This window comes from Abiotrophia sp. (assembly GCF_057275535.1).
Map to the genome: position 1 here is coordinate 72102 of NZ_DBHIRJ010000007.1, position 17479 is coordinate 89580.

General features: G+C 45.3%; 16 protein-coding genes, 3 tRNA genes and 1 other annotated feature. Of the genes, 4 read left to right on the forward strand and 15 right to left on the reverse strand.

The window, feature by feature from the left end:
* Positions 1–277 precede the first annotated feature (277 nt).
* From ACO53F_RS06735 to manA, 3 genes are all read right to left on the reverse strand, one after another.
* A complete protein-coding gene (locus tag ACO53F_RS06735) occupies positions 278–2239 on the reverse strand; it encodes a YSIRK-type signal peptide-containing protein (protein ID WP_485137831.1) in 1962 nt (653 codons plus the stop codon).
* Positions 2240–2552: 313 nt separating this feature from the next.
* Entirely contained in the window at positions 2553–3161 is a 609-nt protein-coding gene (locus ACO53F_RS06740) for a class I SAM-dependent methyltransferase (RefSeq protein ID WP_485137832.1), read from the reverse strand.
* A 23-nt stretch (positions 3162–3184) separates the two neighbouring features.
* A complete protein-coding gene (gene manA / locus ACO53F_RS06745; protein WP_485137833.1) occupies positions 3185–4135 on the reverse strand; it encodes a mannose-6-phosphate isomerase, class I in 951 nt (316 codons plus the stop codon).
* Between the two features lie 109 nt (positions 4136–4244).
* Between manA and ACO53F_RS06750 the strand changes: the two genes are divergently transcribed.
* Entirely contained in the window at positions 4245–5096 is an 852-nt protein-coding gene (locus ACO53F_RS06750) for a Cof-type HAD-IIB family hydrolase (RefSeq protein ID WP_485137834.1), read from the forward strand.
* Between the two features lie 107 nt (positions 5097–5203).
* On the opposite strand, the gene ACO53F_RS06755 is transcribed toward ACO53F_RS06750, so the two are convergent.
* The 3 genes from ACO53F_RS06755 to ACO53F_RS06765 all read right to left on the reverse strand — a co-directional run bounded on the left by ACO53F_RS06755 (position 5204) and on the right by ACO53F_RS06765 (position 5453).
* Positions 5204–5275 (reverse strand) — tRNA-Gly (locus ACO53F_RS06755).
* A 10-nt stretch (positions 5276–5285) separates the two neighbouring features.
* Positions 5286–5358 (reverse strand) — tRNA-Thr (locus ACO53F_RS06760).
* A 22-nt stretch (positions 5359–5380) separates the two neighbouring features.
* A tRNA-Lys gene (locus ACO53F_RS06765) sits at positions 5381–5453 on the reverse strand.
* Between the two features lie 134 nt (positions 5454–5587).
* Between ACO53F_RS06765 and ACO53F_RS06770 the strand changes: the two genes are divergently transcribed.
* Positions 5588–6304 carry a prepilin peptidase gene (locus ACO53F_RS06770; RefSeq protein ID WP_485137835.1) on the forward strand — a complete coding sequence of 239 codons (717 nt, stop codon included), beginning with the start codon at positions 5588–5590 and terminating at the stop codon, positions 6302–6304.
* 40 nt (positions 6305–6344) lie between these two features.
* Here ACO53F_RS06770 and ACO53F_RS06775 read toward each other — a convergent pair whose 3' ends face one another.
* The 5 genes from ACO53F_RS06775 to ACO53F_RS06795 all read right to left on the reverse strand — a co-directional run bounded on the left by ACO53F_RS06775 (position 6345) and on the right by ACO53F_RS06795 (position 12460).
* Positions 6345–8324, reverse strand: coding sequence for an acyltransferase family protein (locus ACO53F_RS06775; protein WP_485137836.1), 1980 nt, complete (start codon positions 8322–8324; stop codon positions 6345–6347).
* Positions 8325–8503: 179 nt separating this feature from the next.
* On the reverse strand, positions 8504–9361 hold the full coding sequence (gene fba / locus ACO53F_RS06780; RefSeq protein WP_070756429.1) for a class II fructose-1,6-bisphosphate aldolase: 858 nt from the start codon (positions 9359–9361) through the stop codon (positions 8504–8506).
* Positions 9362–9558: 197 nt separating this feature from the next.
* A complete protein-coding gene (pyrG, locus tag ACO53F_RS06785) occupies positions 9559–11160 on the reverse strand; it encodes a CTP synthase (protein WP_485137837.1) in 1602 nt (533 codons plus the stop codon).
* Between the two features lie 144 nt (positions 11161–11304).
* Positions 11305–11982 carry a DNA-directed RNA polymerase subunit delta gene (gene rpoE, locus ACO53F_RS06790; protein WP_291427639.1) on the reverse strand — a complete coding sequence of 226 codons (678 nt, stop codon included), beginning with the start codon at positions 11980–11982 and terminating at the stop codon, positions 11305–11307.
* A gap of 43 nt (positions 11983–12025) precedes the next feature.
* Positions 12026–12460 carry a DUF1934 family protein gene (locus ACO53F_RS06795; protein ID WP_291427638.1) on the reverse strand — a complete coding sequence of 145 codons (435 nt, stop codon included), beginning with the start codon at positions 12458–12460 and terminating at the stop codon, positions 12026–12028.
* 161 nt (positions 12461–12621) lie between these two features.
* Here ACO53F_RS06795 and ACO53F_RS06800 point away from each other — a divergent pair, with 161 nt between their 5' ends.
* Entirely contained in the window at positions 12622–13485 is an 864-nt protein-coding gene (locus tag ACO53F_RS06800; protein WP_485137838.1) for a lipoate--protein ligase family protein, read from the forward strand.
* Positions 13486–13497: 12 nt separating this feature from the next.
* Positions 13498–14895: an HD domain-containing protein gene (locus ACO53F_RS06805; RefSeq protein ID WP_291427636.1), complete on the forward strand. Its 1398-nt coding sequence runs from the start codon at positions 13498–13500 to the stop codon at positions 14893–14895.
* A 192-nt stretch (positions 14896–15087) separates the two neighbouring features.
* On the opposite strand, the gene rplL is transcribed toward ACO53F_RS06805, so the two are convergent.
* The 4 genes from rplL to rplK all read right to left on the reverse strand — a co-directional run bounded on the left by rplL (position 15088) and on the right by rplK (position 17401).
* On the reverse strand, positions 15088–15453 hold the full coding sequence (rplL, locus tag ACO53F_RS06810; protein ID WP_023392535.1) for a 50S ribosomal protein L7/L12: 366 nt from the start codon (positions 15451–15453) through the stop codon (positions 15088–15090).
* A 35-nt stretch (positions 15454–15488) separates the two neighbouring features.
* Positions 15489–15989 carry a 50S ribosomal protein L10 gene (rplJ, locus tag ACO53F_RS06815; protein WP_291430439.1) on the reverse strand — a complete coding sequence of 167 codons (501 nt, stop codon included), beginning with the start codon at positions 15987–15989 and terminating at the stop codon, positions 15489–15491.
* Positions 15990–16025: 36 nt separating this feature from the next.
* Positions 16026–16147 (reverse strand) — a sequence feature (ribosomal protein L10 leader region).
* 58 nt (positions 16148–16205) lie between these two features.
* Positions 16206–16895: a 50S ribosomal protein L1 gene (gene rplA, locus ACO53F_RS06820; RefSeq protein WP_070756436.1), complete on the reverse strand. Its 690-nt coding sequence runs from the start codon at positions 16893–16895 to the stop codon at positions 16206–16208.
* Positions 16896–16975: 80 nt separating this feature from the next.
* Complete coding sequence (rplK, locus tag ACO53F_RS06825; protein WP_035364969.1) at positions 16976–17401, reverse strand: 50S ribosomal protein L11; 426 nt, start codon at positions 17399–17401, stop codon at positions 16976–16978.
* Positions 17402–17479: the final 78 nt, after the last annotated feature.

The window sequence follows — 17479 nt, forward strand, 5'->3', positions numbered from 1 at the left end:
AAAAAATTAATAAATATATGGTTAAACTAGATTTTCTCATATTTTATTGATAAATCAATGTATTCCATCGTTTCCAAGAATAACTAAACAGTTTAATTAAAGCCCCACATGGCATAATCAACTAATAACATCGAGGTTTCATCATTTTATAATTTCTTAATATCTCGATTCATAGCTTCATCAAACAACCTGATTGCGCAAAAAGAGTGTTGATAGCCAGAACTATCAACACTCTTTTTTATGCTACTATCTCAAACAATTAGCTTATCTATCGAGATTATGGCTGTGCTTCTTTAGACTCTAAGTTATCCAAAATATACTGTAAGCCTTGAGAACGGGTTTCAACTGACTGAGTCATTGCTTCAACATCTTTCTCGGTTGCTTCCGAGTCCTGAATCACTGATTGCGCATTTTGTAAAGTTGCTTGAGTCTTAATCACTTCATCTATTAAGCCCAAATTTCTCGCTATGTTAAGTTTTGCGGTTAAGGACGACATCGCTGCTTGTAAAGCCGATTTGTCCACTTGAGCTACTAAAAGACTAGCCAGATTCTCAGAATTGTTGATTAATTCCTGAACTTGTTGGTTGAGAGCATCAATATCTGCTTGCTCTGCCGCATCAGCTTTCCCCTTGAGGACTTGAGCTTTATTAGTGAGTGCTGTCAAACTTTCCTTAGTTTTAGCAAGTTCACTCTCAAAAGTTGCAATAGAACTAGAGGTCTTACCATTCTTAGGTGTTGCTTCTATGTTAGCAACCTTAGCCTGAGCAGCCTGCAATGAGGCATCTAAAGCTTTATAATCTAGCGTTTTTGATGGAGCTGGGGCTGGTTGCTGAGCCTTTAACTTATACGTTAAATCTTCTATTAGGGCTTCAACTGATTTCACCATTGCCGCTACATCTTTCTCGGTAGCATCTTGATCTTTAACCACTGAACGCGCATTTTGCAAAGCCGCTTGGGACTTGATTACTTCATCAATTAAACCTACGTTTTTAGCTTCTTTAACCAATTCTGCTAAAGCCGTCATCACCGTTTGTAATGGCGTCTTGTCTGCTTGAACAATTAGGTTTTCGGATAATTTATATGCCTTATCAGCTAAGTTCTGAACTTGCTTAGTTAAATCGTTAATCGCCACTTGCTCAGTATTTTTAGGATTACCTTTGAGCTCTTGCGCTCTGCTAACCAGTGTGTCTAAATCCTTCTTAGCATTTGCTAATTCTTCCTCAAAAACTTTCACGGACTTCGGAGTCTTATCGCTAAGTTTAACAGCCTCTAGATTAGCCACTTGCTTATTCACTGCCTGTAAAGCAGCGTCTAAGTCTTTGAAATCTAACGTTTTAGGTGGCTCTGGTGTTGGTGTTACACTTGAATTAGATTCTTCAGTAGATGCTTTTGATTCAGAGGTTTCGCTTGCACTTGATTCTTTTGAAGACTCTTTTGATTCAGAGGTTTCGCTTGCGCTTGATTCCTTTGAAGACTCTTTTGATTCAGAGGTTTCGCTTGCGCTTGATTCCTTTGAAGACTCTTTTGATTCAGAGGTTTCGCTTGCGCTTGATTCCTCTGAAGAGGACTTGGATTCAACCAATCCGCTAATCGCACCATCTACAGAAGGATTAGCTGCTACTTGCGCCAGTTCCTGACTGGCAAAGTACCCTACATATTCATACCCTTCTATCTGAACTTGAGGGTTTGGTAATGTTTGTCCCACTGGCGTTTGGAAACTTTGATTGAACTGTTCTAGCAATCGCGCTTGAGCTGCTTGCGAATTTGGCACCAATACTACCTGTCCTGCTAAGGTCACAAGCATTAAACTGGTTAGTGCTTTCTTCTTATCACGAACCAAGCCAACTGCAAATACAATCAATGTCGCACCTGCTGCAAGTCCTGACAAGGCGGATCCTTCGCCAGTAACTGGTAATTGACGAGCACCTTGTTTTGCTTGATAGACAAAATAATAAACTTGATCCGTTTGGGCAATTTGACTAGGAGTGCCTGCTTTAATAGCTTGTCGTTGCGCCCAAGTTAACTCTTCAATCGCAAGGTATTGATATTGTGTTGTTACTTGTTTTGTCTGTGAATGAGTGTTAGATGCTGGTGTAGTGGCCTGTGCATTCACAGCGGGACTAATCAATGCTGATGCAAAGAAACTCCCCACTACAACAGATGCAATACCCGCCGAAAATTTCCGGATGGAAAAGCGTTGAATTTGTTTAAGGCTGCTGGAATCCTTAAGTTTTTTCATTGTGTATTCCCTCTCTTTGATTATAATTTGTCGGTCATTTATGTATTTTACCACACTATTTAGCAGAAAGATATACTAAAATTTGTTTTCCCTATTATTCTCAAATCAGAAAGTAAAAGACTAGTTATAAAGAGCGTTCGACTAATCTTTAAGGCTCTAACTATAGTGTCATGCTCCATTAAGAATTAACACTATACCTATGTCATTATTTTGTAATAATAGTGGTTTTGATGCTCGATTTTTATTCATAGATACAAATCACAAAAAAGCCATTTTGATGAATTTATCAAAATGACTTCTGTATAATTTACTACTATGCTTTTTGACTTTTCAAAATCCAATAACCCTTATCTCGGGTCACTAACTCAACATTCCCAAAGACTTCTTCCATAAAAGTTTCCATAGAAGGAGCGCCTTGTTTTTTCTGAATTACGAGCCATAATTCACCGCTAGGTCTTAAATTAGCCTGAGCTGAGCGTACAAATTGTTGGATGACCTGCTTACCGGCCCGAATAGGTGGGTTGGTCACCACAAAATCCGGTGCTTGACTAGCTTGCCATTGGCCTGCGTCAGCCAGTTGGTAGGCTGTATTCTCTACTCGATTGAGCTGGCTGTTGGCCTGCGCCAACTGGTAGGCACGTTCATTAATCTCGACACCTGTCACTTGAGCTTGAGGATATAATTTTGCTAAAGCAATTGTGACCGGACCGTAGCCACTCCCCAGTTCTACTATTTGATAAGTCCCTGCAGGAACTGAATCTGCGAAAGCTTCCACTAACACCTTGGAACCATAGTCCATGCGCTGTTTAGAAAAGACGCCATTATCGGTCTGAAAGCTCAAAGTTAGACCTGCCACACCATCTTGAATCTGGTGCAAAGAATGCTGACTGGTGGGACTAGATTTAAAGTATTGTTCACTCATTATCTGCTGACACACTCCCCTATTTAAGCTGGATGGGAACTAATTAAGGTCAGGTTCCCTTCCAGACGAATTTCAGAAACGCCATGAGGTAAAATAAAGGAACTTGCTAAATCCAAGTCGTAAGATACACCATCCAGCCATAGTCGGCCTTGCCCTGCAATAACGGTTGCCAAGGTATAAGCATTATCCAGACTTAAAGTAAGGCTATCCACGACTTCCCACTTGGTCACCGTGAAGAATTCATTTTCTAGGTACTGGATAACTTGGCTATGACCAACTTGCTGGGTCTGAACCTGCAACTGACGCTCTGGATCGGGATAGAAAGTGACATCCGCAGCCTGCTTAAGATGTAAATCTCGTGGATTGCCTTGGGCATCACGACGATCATAGTCGTAGACACGATAAGTGGTATCTGAGCTCTGTTGTGTTTCCAGAATGACTACCCCGGCACCAATCGCATGGATAGTCCCCGCCGGCACATCAAAGAAGTCGCCCGCCTTAACCGGCACCTCCACCAAGAGATCTGACCAACGGCCGGCCGCTACCAATTCTTCGAATTCTTGCCGTGATTGAGCCTTATGCCCATAAACAATCTTAGCCCCTGGCTCTGCAGAAATCACATACCAACACTCAGTCTTTCCTAGTTCTCCTTCGTGTTCAAGACCATAGGCATCATCAGGGTGGACCTGGACAGAGAGTTCGGCCGCTGCATCTAGGATTTTAATCAAGAGAGGAAACACTTCTTGATCAGGATTGCCAAATAACTCTGGATGTTCTTGATAGAGCTGATCTAGGCCCAGGCCTGCATATTCAGCAGGACTAGTGACGGTCGACACCCCATTAGGGTGGGCACTAATACACCAAGCTTCCCCTACCGTGTCGCTAGGACCTTTGAGGCCAAATTCTAGTTCAAGTTTACGGCCACCCCATATCTTATCTTGTAACACAGGCTTTAAGAAAATCGGTTGTGTCATCTCTATCATCCTTTCTAAGCTAAATTTTCTCACTTCTATCATACCATTTTTTAACGATTTCGTGGTACACTATTTATACGAGAATTATGACGAATTATGGAGGTTGCCGATGATTAAACTTTTTGCATCCGATATGGATGGGACTCTATTAAACCCAAACCATGTCATTAGCGACACCACTGCCCAAGCCATTCGAGACTTACAATCGCAATCTGATATCGAGTTTATGATTGCTACTGGACGAGATTATCGATCTGCTAAGTGGCTTTTAGATCAACACCAACTAACCGCTCGCATTATTGCCGTCAATGGCGCTGCAACTTATGACGTTAAAGGAAATTTGGAGGATGTCTTTGCCCTGGATTTAGCTGATACCCAGACCATTATCGAACGGTTTGCGGTGCCCGGAACTCAGACTTTGGTGTCACTCAAGTCTCTGAACGGTTATTATGTTAATGACCTTGCCCTCTATCGGCAGCGCATGGAAGCTTTTATAGATCATGCCAAACAAGCTACTAGTGATGATAGTCTAGCCCAGCTTGAGCTCCACTTCAAAGAGCTTCTACCGCTTAAGGACTATCAACCGGATTTAGATCCTCCACTTAAGATTATGCTGATTGACCGTCGCCCTGAAATCTTAGAGTCTGCCCGCCATTTCCTCAAGGATTTTGCCATTGACCTGACTTCTTCTGGCCCAGATAATTTAGAAATTACCAGTCTCAAGGCCCAAAAAGGCTTAGCGATTGAAGCCTACTGCCAGCACCATGGGTTCACTAAGCATCAAGTCCTAACCATTGGCGATTCGGCCAATGATCGTTCCATGCTAGCCATGTTCCCTAATAGCTATGCCATGGCTAATGCCAGTCAAGCCATTAAAGACTTAGCAAGCTATGAGGCTCCAAGCAACGCAGAAGATGGGGTAGCCCATATCATCTATCAGCTTTTGAAGCAAATGAAGTAAATTCTTTGAAGACGGGATGGCGCCCCGTCTTTTTTTGTTGATCCAATCGCTAGCTACGCATAAAAAAGAGGCCAGGAAATCCTAGCCTCTTCTATATAATAATAATAAGCGGAAAACGGGATTCGAACCCGCGACCCCCACCTTGGCAAGGTGATGTTCTACCTCTGAACTATTTCCGCAAGTTGGCGATGCCGGCTAAAGGATTTGAACCCTCGACCCTCTGATTACGATTCAGATGCTCTACCAACTGAGCTAAGCCGGCTACAGCTTGCTAAAAGCAAGAATGAGTCATACAGGGCTCGAACCTGTGACCCTCTGATTAAAAGTCAGATGCTCTACCAACTGAGCTAATGACTCTTGTAACGACTCATATATCATAGCTTAGATTTACTTTTTAGTCAAGTCATAGCCTAAATTTTTTCAGAATTTTTGCTGAGTTTTAGTGTTTCATTCCATTTTCAGTCTATATAGTATATAAGGAGGTGCTCTATATGCGCTTTATCTTAGCCTTTTGTTTGGGGGCTTGCCTAGGTTCTTTTGTGCCTTGTTTGGCCCACCAACTGGTTTTTGACCATTTTAATTGGCGGGCTCGTTCCTCTTGCGATTATTGCCATCATCCTCTCTCCTGGAAAGAGCTCATTCCCCTGTTTTCCCAAGCCCGCCTCCATTCCCGTTGCCCTTACTGTCACCAAGTCATCTCATCGATTTACTGGCAAAGCGAGCTGGTGGGGGGCAGCTTAGCTATCGGCGTGTCCTTGATGGCATCTTATCAGGTCTGGTCTCCCACTCGAATCTGCTTATATAGTATCTTACTCGTCTTGCTTGCTGTGATGGCTGCTTGCGACCTCTGGGCTTACTGGGTGCCGGATATCTTACAACTTACTTGCCTGCCTTTTAGTTTCTTTCTTGCCTTTCATCAAAATTGGGATGTTTGGAAGATGCTAGTGATTGCTCTTGCCCTAAGCTTTCTCATCTTACTCCAAATTTTTCATCCCCATTGGCTTGGCGGAGCTGATATCAAATTACTGGGTCTGCTCTGGCTATCTCTTCCACTCAGGGCGCTGGCTTGGCTCTTGGGACTGGCAGCCGGGCTTGGTCTTTTGATGGTTGGCAGTCGGCCTAGGTGCTGGCACCAACCTATTCCCTTTGTGCCAGCCATTGCTCTCGCCTACTATCTAGTCTTAGCCCTCTTACCCTGGCTCACATAAAAAACCAAGCTGTACTGAAGACAGCTTGGTTAGATGAGTCTTAACGTTGTTGATAGAGACTACGAGCGATAAAGGCCACATAGTGCAGGGTGCCTACTTCGTTGTGGTGGACACCATCCGACACATACCATTCCGGATGTCCCACTTGATAGGCTTGCCAATCAATTACATGGGCATTTGGATAGCGACGGGCAGTGTCTTTAATATAGCTATTCACTTCCGTGTCCTCACCATCCGCATTATGGACGGTTACAAAGTAGACTTCTCTACCTTGTAAAATTGCCATAAGCTGATCCATGGAATCAGTATCTAAGCCACCATTGACACCCAGTTGGATGACCACTTTAGGTTTAACTAGACCCGACCAGACACGGTCCTGTAGAATTTCTTGCGCTCCGTTATAGACTGACAGGCTGACCTTACCGTAGGTATTGCCTTGCCAGAAGATATCAGAGAAAGTCGATGAGTTAAGCAAGGCCACCGAGTCACCAAATAGCGATACTTCTTGAGTGGTCGCATAGATGACTTCAACTGGTGACAGCATAGCCACAAGTTCTGGGTTAAGGGCAGCAGCTTGCTCTAAGACTTCCTTGTTCTCTTCGAAAAAGGCTTGCATTTCGGCATTGACCTGACTGGCTTTAATGGCCTTATCAAGGATGGTTTGGTGAGACTGTGGCGTTACATAGTCGGTTTTAAAGGTCGTGTCCACTGCCTTGAGATCGGTCTGTAGGGCATCCATAGCTTCAGTCCCAGGATAAATGGCTTTTTGAACATGGGTCTTGTTAGTAAAGGCCAAGTACTCCAATTCAAACAAGGCAAAGCGTTGATAGTCAGCTGCTAGCAAGAGGCCGACTACTAAAACAATGGCTCCCACTAGCCCTAGGCTAGCCTTACGCCAGTCTGGCCAACGCCACGCCCCTTGTCTTAAGCGCGTCCAGGCGGTCTTAAAACGATGACCCCAAGTCCAGACAGGATGAGGCGCGCGGCCTTCAACTAGCCAGTAAAAGATTTCGCTAGCCAGTAGGATGACCAATAAGACCAGGATAGCTGTCCAGGCGGTATGAGGTAGCGCCTTGAGCAGGCCGGTCAAGAGCGGATAGTACCAGAGGTAGAAGGAATAGGAGCGACGACCAAAATGGGTCAAAAAGCCCCAATCAAAGACTAAACGGCCTAGGGTTGCCCCTCCTACTAAGGCCAGCACTAGTAACATGGTCAGGATGTTGAAGGCTGGTAACCAGAGATAGTAGGTAATACCTGCCTGGTCTGATGCAGTAAAACTTAGGACTAGCATGAGCGCGACTGACACCAGGGCCAGAATGTTAAGCATGGCTTGCTTGTGCTGATAGCGATAGCAGGCGTTAAGGAAAATTGGCAATAAGTAAGCCAGGGCAATCCCGCCCGCTACACTAGCAAAGCGGGTCACCAAACCATAATAAACTAGAGAGGGGTCCCCTGATGGTTGGTAGAGATAGAAGGTCAATGTGTGACTGAGACTCATCAGAGCCAGCCAAAAGGCCGCCTTATAGTAGGCCGAAAAGTAGGCTTTCTGGGTCACCCAGATACCAGCCACTCCGACTAGGAAAGACTGGACATAAAGCGAATTATACCATAGGTGGGTAAATGGCGAGGTCCCAGCCATCTGAATAAAGTAGGACCGACCAGCGCTAATCTGGAAGTAATTATTGAAGAAGAAGAGACTAGATAGTATGTCGCTTCGGTCATAACTCAGCTCCCGCCGATCAAAGGCTAGGAGATAGGCCAACATAATTAAGATAAAGACTAAAAGTGGCCACCAAAGCCGTTGGACCGTTTTTAAGACATAGTTTCTTAAGGCATGTGGCCGATTGCCTTCTTGGATTTTCTCCATGCTTCGCGCAAGGAAGAAGCCCCCTAGGACAAAGAAACTATTGACCCAGAGAAAGCCACCGCTGGTCACGCTCGGAAAGAGGTGATAGCTAATGACCATCAGAATAGCCAAACCCTTTATGCCATTCAGGCCTCGTATATGTTGTCCTTTCATCTTGCCACCTACTTGTACTTGTTATTTTATTATTATAAGGGAAATCTTAGCCCTATACCGTAACAATCAGATTACGTTCTCAGGGCTTTCCGGCAACAAACGAACTCTTGTCTCCATGCCCTATCAGCAAAAAAGAGACTGGAATCGAAATCCCAGTCCCTGCATGATACTTACTGGTCTTAGGCTTTGCCTGTTGAACCAAACATGTCCATGATTTCTTTAGTTGTCTTCACAATGGCTTCTTTACCAGGTGCGATGACTTTACGTGGGTCATAGACTTCTGAGTCAGCTGCTAATTTAGCACGAACAGCTGCTGTCCATTGTTGTTGCAATTCAGTGTTCACGTTGATTTTAGCATGACCACGTTCGATTGCTTTCTTGATTTGGAATTCTGGAATCCCTGAACCACCATGAAGTACAAGTGGAGCACCAGTTGCTTCAGAGATTGCAAGCATTTCGTCAAAACCTAATACAGGTTCGCCAGCGTAAGTCCCGTGAACTGAACCTAAAGCAGCAGCTAAAGCGTCGATTTGACCTTCAGAAACCATGCGTTTGCATTCTTCTAAATCAGCGTATTTAATCCCGCCGGTTACGCCATCTTCAGTACCACCAACTGTACCAACTTCTGCTTCTACAGAAACATTCTTAGGATGAGCATAAGCTACTACTTCTTTGGTTAAAGCGATGTTTTCATCGATTGGGTAGTGAGAGTGGTCGAACATTACGGAAGAGAAACCTGCATCGATGTATTGTTTACATACATCAACAGATGAACCGTGGTCTAAGTGCAAAGCAACTGGTACTTTTACATCCATTGCTTCCAACAAACCATTTACCATGCCGACAACAGCAACAGGGCCACCCATGTACTTACCAGCACCTTCAGAAACCCCTAAGATAATTGGTGAATTGTTTTCTACAGCAGCTTGTAATACCGCTTGGGTCCATTCTAAGTTGTTGATGTTGAATTGACCAACAGCGTAATGACCTTCTTTTGCTTTCTTCAACATTTCCGTCATACTTACTAAACGACTCATGTTTATGCCTCCTTGAATTGGATTATTTTATGTTTTTATTATACTCCATTTTCACTGCCTTGGCTAGTCTTTCCCACTCGCCCTGACCAGAAACTGCGCCATAGCGTTTTATTCACAAGCTCGCCTCTTGTCTAGTCAGGCACCGCGCATCTTCAGACAAAAACCGCACAAGCTCTGAAAACTTATGCGGTCCTTGACTATGCTTGTTGCGCTTGGCAGGCTGCCACGAAACCATCAAAAATAGCTTGTGGCCGGTTAGGACGAGAAATAAATTCCGGATGGAATTGCGCCGCAATAAAGAATGGATGGTCTTTAATTTCGACAATTTCCACCAAACGACCATCTGGGCTCAGGCCTGAGAAGGTCAAGCCCGCTGCTGCTAAACGCTCACGGTAGGCATTATTAAACTCATAACGGTGACGGTGGCGTTCTTGAACCACCTCTTGGCCATAAAGTTGATGAGCCAAGGTCCCTTCTACTAAGCGGCAAGGGTAGAGTCCTAGACGCAAGGTGCCACCCAAGTCACCCTCTGCCTCTTGGTCAGGCAGGAGATCGATAATTTTGTGTGGGCAAGCTGGATTTTCTTCACCTGTATCCGCATCATGGATGCCTACCACATTACGGGCAAACTCGATGCAGGCCAATTGCATACCCAAGCAAATCCCAAAGAATGGCAATTTGTGTTCGCGAGCATAGCGAATGGCTGCGATTTTTCCGATTAGGCCTCGGCTACCGAAGCCACCTGGTACTAAGACACCATCGACATCAGCCAAGTAGTTAGCGACATTCTGATCATCCACTTCTTCGGCATCAATCCAACGAATGTCAATCTCAGTATCGTGTGCATAACCTGCATGCTTGAGTGCTTCAACAATGGATAGGTAAGCATCTGGCAAGGACACGTATTTACCGACTAAACCGACCCTTACCTTGCCCTTAAGATTAAGCACCTTGTTTTCTAGCGCCCGCCACTCGGTCATATCTGCTTCCGGACGTTGGATACCAAAGTGGTCCAGCACCAAATCATCCATGCCTTGAGCTTGGAGGTTGAGCGGAATCGTATAGAGGGTCTCGACGTCGCGAGACTCAATCACAGCATTAGGTTTAACGTCACAGAAGAGGGCTAGCTTGTCCTTAATACCACTTGGCAACTCTTCTTCGGTACGGACTACCAAGATATTAGGCTGAATCCCCAAGCTCCGCAGTTCCTTGACGCTGTGTTGAGTTGGCTTGGTCTTGAGCTCGCCCGCTGCCTTGAGGTAAGGAATGAGGGTGGTGTGAATATAGAGCACATTGTTGGTACCCATGTCGGCCTTCATTTGACGTAAGGCTTCAAGGAATGGGAGGGACTCAATATCCCCTACTGTCCCCCCTACTTCAGTGATGACAATATCGGCATCGGTTAATTCACCTGCACGACGGATTTTATCTTTGATTTCGTTGGTGATGTGCGGAATCACCTGAACCGTTGCCCCGAGATAGTCACCCCGACGTTCTTTCTTGAGCACTTCGGAATAGACCTTACCGGTAGTGACATTGGAATATTGGTTCAAGTTAATGTCGATGAAACGCTCATAGTGACCTAAGTCCAAGTCTGTCTCAGTCCCGTCATCGGTGACAAAGACTTCCCCGTGTTGGTAAGGACTCATGGTGCCGGGGTCCACATTGATATAAGGATCGAATTTTTGGATGGCTACTTTGAGGCCACGATTCTTGAGCAGACGCCCTAAGGAAGCTGCTACAATCCCTTTACCAATAGAGGAAACTACCCCGCCTGTTACAAAAATATACTTTGTCATGTCACTACTCCTTTTCCTTGTCTATTTACTAAATGAAAATCGCTCCCCGTTCTAGGAACAGGGAGCGCTCACTCGGTCAGTTGCCCTAAAAAGCTTTAGGGGGCCCACATAAAATATTACGCTAAAGCTCTGACCGCGTCAAGTTTATTCTTCTTCGTCTTGTAACTCTTCTTCGTATTCTTCGTCTTCTGATTCGAAGTCATCGGCTTCATCATCTTCAGCCTCGAAGGAAGCATCACCGTCTAAATCTAAGTCATCGTCGCCGAAATCAGAGAGGTCAGAAGCGTATTCGCCCAACTCTTGACTTTCGTCGTCGTCTAAGTCAACGGCATCGTCTTCAATGAGGGTTAGACCACGAGTATCGTCGTCATCTTCATCTTCCTCATCTACATCGCCGTAATCGTCTAAATCGGTGTCGTAGATATCATCTGCATCTTCTGGATCATCATCGTTGTAGTCGATCATGTCGTCTCCTTCAGAGAAGGCATTGTATTTACGTTTCTTACGACGGCTAACTGGACGATCATCTTCAGCTTCAGCGCTAGAGATAATTTCTTCATCGATTGCATCGATTGGGTACCAGCCACGCAAGCCCCAACGATTCTCCCCTAAGGAGATAAAACGACCGTCGATATTCAAATCTGTATAGAAGCGGACCATACGGCTTTCCAACTCTAACTCTGATAACTCCAAGTAGTTTTGGATTTCAATCAGTAATTCCGTAAAGTCTACCACATCACCTTTTTGTTCTAAAATTGCGTGAGCAACTTCAATCATGGATAAATCTTTGCGGTCTTGTCCTTCAAATTGTTTCAAAATCATGGTTTGACACACCCTCCCTAGTATACTCTTATATATTACCTATTTAAGCGACATAAATCAATCGAAAACGATAGTTTCCTAGCAATTCTTGGTCATTTTTTAATTGATAGTCGACGGTCAAGGCATAGCGGATTTTTCCTGCTTGATCCGCCGGCTCAAAATGCCAGTGCAAGTGCTGGGTATGGACACTCAAAGGCCAGCTGCCCTGAGGAGTCTGGTAGCTGGTCATGGTTTCTTGGTCTGGCACAAAGAGCAGTACCCCCTGGGCCTGACTGACTTGAATCTGGGTGCTCCCATCAGCTTGGGGTAGCCATTTGACTTCAACAGGTTCTTGATTGAGATTTTGATAGGTCAGCTTAGTAAAAGATTCTAGCTCTAAGAGGACCGCCTGGGTCTTGTGGTCATAACGTTCTACCTGCTGGCTATCTGGATAAATAATTTGTTGTTCGACCTGAAGGTCAATGCTTACACGTCTCATGAAGTTCCTTTCTGGCCACTTGTTCACTTTCTGTCACAAGTTGGGCCTCTCGAATGGTTCTATATAGTTATTATACCGCAAATCGTGCTATAATAACACCATAGCAATCGCTCTCATCTGCATTTAGGAGGGCAACTTTGACGAGAAAGGGGGAGGTCAGAATGGCATTGCCGCAATTTCCGTATTTATCAAAGCATGAATGGCGTTACTTCGACGATGCTAGCCATGTTCCGGCGCTAGCGGCAAGCGATAGTTTGGCCTATCAAGACAGCTTCATTCGTTGGCTCCCTCATTTACAAGGGGACCAGCCTCAGGGCCTCGTTCACTTCTATTCCATTGATCGTCCCACTGTCCTCTTGGGCGCCAAAGATAGCCGTCTGCCTAACTTAGCAGCTGGCTTGGCTTACCTAGAAGACCAGGGTTTCGACTATGCCCTCCGGCCCCATGGTGGTTTGGGCGTGGTCTGTGATCCAGGCATCCTGAATATTGGTCTGGCCAGTGATCTGACCCACTTCCCTCTATCCATTGATGCCGCCTATGAACAGATGGTGGCCCTGATTGGACTGTCCCTGATGTCTTATGGCCTTGAGCTTGAAGCCTATGAAATCGCCCAATCCTACTGCCCTGGTACCTATGACTTGGTCGTGGGGGGCCAGAAAATCGGGGGCATTGCCCAACGTCGCTTTAAGACCGGTCTGACAACTGCAGCTTATATCAGCGTAGCGGGCGACCAAGCTGCTCGCGCCCAACTCATGGCGGACTTTTACCAGGCAGCTGGAGCGGACGACAGCTATCCCAAGGTAGACCCAGCGGTCATGACGACCCTGGCTCATGCTTGTGGCCGACCACTTGACCGCCAGACCTACCAAGAAGAGCTGATCCAGCTGATTAGCCACTATCAAAAACTAGTCCCAGGCGACTATCAAGACCCTGACCTAGTTCCTATCTTTACCAAAATGCGCCAAGTATCCTTGGCCCGCACCCAATCACTAAAACCAGAAGTCAATAGCAAGCGAGATAGCTAAGGAGGTTATGCCATGTTTAACTTTGATGGGGCCGTTGCGGCCCAAAAACTCAGCCGTGAGAAGGTCTTCCGCGACCCGGTACATGGCTATATCCATATCCAAGATCAGATTATCTTAGATCTGATCAACACGCGAGAGTTTCAACGCCTGCGCCGTATTAAGCAATTGGGCGGTTCTGTCTACACCTTCCATGGGGCAGAACATTCGCGCTTCGGTCATTCTCTAGGTGTCTATGAAATCACACGTCTCATTGTCGACAAATTCGAACGTCAATATCTGTCCCAAATGCCGGGGGACGGCCTCTGGCAGGCCTCTGAGCGCCTGGTCGCCCTCTGCGCCGCCTTACTCCATGACATCGGGCATGGTCCCTTCTCCCATGCCTTTGAAGGGATCTTCCATACCAACCACGAAGAAATTACTCAACGCATTATCACCTCGCCTGAAACTGAAATCCATCAGGTCCTGCTACAACTTGGCCCAGAATTTCCGGCTAAGGTTGCCAGTGTCATCAATAAGACCTACCCTAACCAACAGGTGGTCCAACTGATTAGTAGTCAGATTGATGCCGACCGCATGGATTATCTGCTTCGCGATGCCTATTATGCTGGCGTCTCCTACGGCACTTTCGATTTGACACGGATTTTGCGGGTGATTCGCCCCTTCAAAAACGGCATTGTTTTCGACTTTTCGGGTATGCACGCCATTGAAGACTATATCGTCAGTCGCTATCAAATGTATATGCAGGTCTACTTCCACTCCGTCTCCCGTGGCATGGAAATGGTCCTCCACAGCCTACTGACCCGCGCTAAGACCTGTTATCTGGAAAAAGCGGACCAGATGAAGACCCAAATCAGCTTCCTAGAGCCCTTCCTGCGAGGGGATTGGCTCCTATCTGATTACTTACGCTTGGACGACCACATCCTCAGTAGCTACTTCAACCACTGGCTAGACGAAGAGGATGTCTTGCTGGCAGACCTAGCTAATCGCTTCCTGACCCGCAAACCATTCAAATCCGTTCTGACCAGTCCTGAAGAGAAGACCGAGCTGACTATTGCCATCGACCAAGAACTGGTCCGACTGGGCTATGACCCTTACTATTATTTCGCGGAGAATTCTAGTTTTGACCTGCCTTATGACTATTATCGTGTAGGTCAGATTAGCAAACGCACCCAGATTGAGCTGATTACTAAGATGGGACAGATTGTTGAGCTATCTCAAGTTAGTCCCCTAGTCAATTCCCTAGCCGGCAAACAGCGCGGCGATTTGCGTCTCTACTTCCCTAAAGAAATTTTGACCACTGCTGAGGATACGGCGGCCGACCAGGTCAATGAGAATCAAACCACCTTGCTGGCGGCTTATTACAATGAGCGCAACGACGTTACCCAGAATATTCAACAACGACTGTTCTAAGGATTAGAAACAGATACTAGCACTTCAAATGGTGAATAACTTCAAGGATAAAAGCTATCCTCTCACCGTACAAAAAATAATCCATACACAAAAATCCCATTATATCATATATGATATAATGGGATTTTTCTTTTAAGTAAGAAAAAGGCGGAGACAAAGTCTCCGCCTTTGGCATTCGATAACCGAAATCAATTACTTCAAGGTTACAGTTGCGCCAACTTCTTCCAAGGCAGCTTTCAAAGCTTCTGCGTCTTCTTTAGAAGCGCCTTCCTTGACTACAGATGGTGCGCCGTCAACTAATTCTTTAGCTTCTTTCAAGCCTAAGCCAGTTGCTTCACGGACAACCTTAATAACTTTGATCTTACCTGCACCTGCGTTAGTTAATTCAACGTCAAATTCAGTTTTCTCTTCAGCTGCTGCTGCTGGACCTGCTGCTACTGCTACAGGAGCTGCTGCAGTTACGCCAAATTCTTCTTCGATTGCTTTTACTAAATCGTTTAATTCGATGATTGTTGCTTCTTTGATTTCAGCAATAATGTTTTCAATGTTTAATGCCATGATTAATTTCCTCCATTAAGTTTAGTATTGTGTAATTAAGCTGCACTTTCTTTTGCTTCTGCAACAGCTTTAATAGCCAATGCAGTGTTGCGTACTGGGGCTTGCAGTACAGAAAGGAGCATAGAGAGCATGCCGTCGCGGTCTGGAAGAGCTGCGAGAGCCTTCACGTCTTCTGCTGAAGCTGCTTTCCCTTCGATTAAGCCACCTTTGATTTCAAGCTTTTCAGCTTTTTTCGCGAATTCTGCGATAACTTTCGCTGGCGCTACAACTTCTGATTCGCTGAACACGATAGCAGTTGGGCCTACAAAGTGGGCATCCAAACCTTCGATTTCAGCTTGAGCAGCAGCACGACGTAAGATGGTGTTTTTCACAACCTTCATTTGCACGCCGTTATCACGTAACTCTTTACGTAAGTTAGTCACTTCTTCAACGGTTAAGCCTAAGTAGTCAACAACGACTACAGATGCTGCAGATTTGAGTTCTTCAGCAACTTTTGAAACTTCTTCTTGCTTTTTCAAGAGAATTGCTTTTGTCATAATTTCACCTCCGCTAGTTTGATATAGAGATTTTTATGTTGCCATAAAAAATCTCTATGTCACCTTAGACATAGAGATAGCTTCCATTCGTGGAACTTCCTCGGTAAGAAATTAAGGCCTGCGCCACTTACTGTCTTCGGTCGTTATATTAACGTATGTTATTGTAGCGAAGAAGGGCCATCATGTCAAGCCTCTTCGCGGATTTCTCGCTAAAAATTAGAGAGAAGTAACATCCAACTTGATCCCAGGACCAAAAGTAGTGCTCAAAGTCAAGTTGTTGATGTAAGTACCTTTAGCAGCGGCTGGTTTCACACGCAAGATTTGCTCGTGAAGCGCCTTGAGGTTTTCAACCAATTTGTTGTCTTCAAAAGATACTTTACCGATTGGCACGTTCACGATACCCGCTTTGTCAGCACGGTAAGTTACTTGACCAGCTTTGATGTCGTTAACTGCTTTGGTTACATCCATAGTAACAGTCCCGGTTTTAGGGTTTGGCATCAAGCCTTTTGGCCCTAAGACACGACCAAGGCGACCCACTTGACCCATCATGTCAGGGGTAGCGACCATCACGTCGAATTCTAACCAACCGTCAGAAATCTTTTGGATTAAGTCTGCTTCACCAACGAAATCAGCACCTGCTGCTTCCGCTTCTTTAGCTTTTTCGCCACGCGCGATAACAACTACACGGCTGGTTTTACCAGTCCCGTGTGGCAATACCATTGCGCCACGGATTTGTTGGTCAGCTTTCTTAACGTCGATGTTTAAGTTGTAAGAAACTTCAACGGTAGCGTCGAACTTAGCGAAGTCGATTTCTTTTGCTAAGGTAACAGCTTCGTTAGCTTCATATTTTTTGTTGCGGTCTACTTTTGCAAGAGCCGCTTGTAAGTTTTTGCTCTTTTTAGCCATTTTTCTTCCTCCTATGTTGTGGTTATAACGGTTTGACCTCCCACACCCGATAGAATTCGGGTTGAGAAGCTACATTGTGCTTAGTCTTGGACTGTAATCCCCATTGAGCGAGCAGTACCTTCAACCATGCGCATTGCAGCTTCAACATTGGCTGCATTTAAGTCTGGCATTTTAGTTTCTGCGATTTCTCGTACTTGATCTTTGGTTACAGTGGCAACCTTAGTTTTGTTAGGTACACCTGAACCTTTGTCAACTTTAGCAGCTTTCAGTAACAATACTGGAGCTGGTGGAGTTTTGGTGATGAAAGTAAATGAACGGTCTTCGTATACAGAGATAACAACAGGAATAATCAAGCCTGCTTGATCTTGTGTACGAGCGTTGAACTCTTTACAGAACCCCATGATGTTTACTTGTGCTTGACCGAGCGCTGGACCTACTGGTGGAGCAGGGCTTGCTTTGCCGGCTGGGATTTGTAATTTAACTTGTTTTACGACTTTTTTAGCCACGAAACATTCCTCCTTAATTTTTGGTTCGTGATGTGGTTCATGGAAGCCTAAGCCTCCTCCCACTCAGTGTGCGTACTT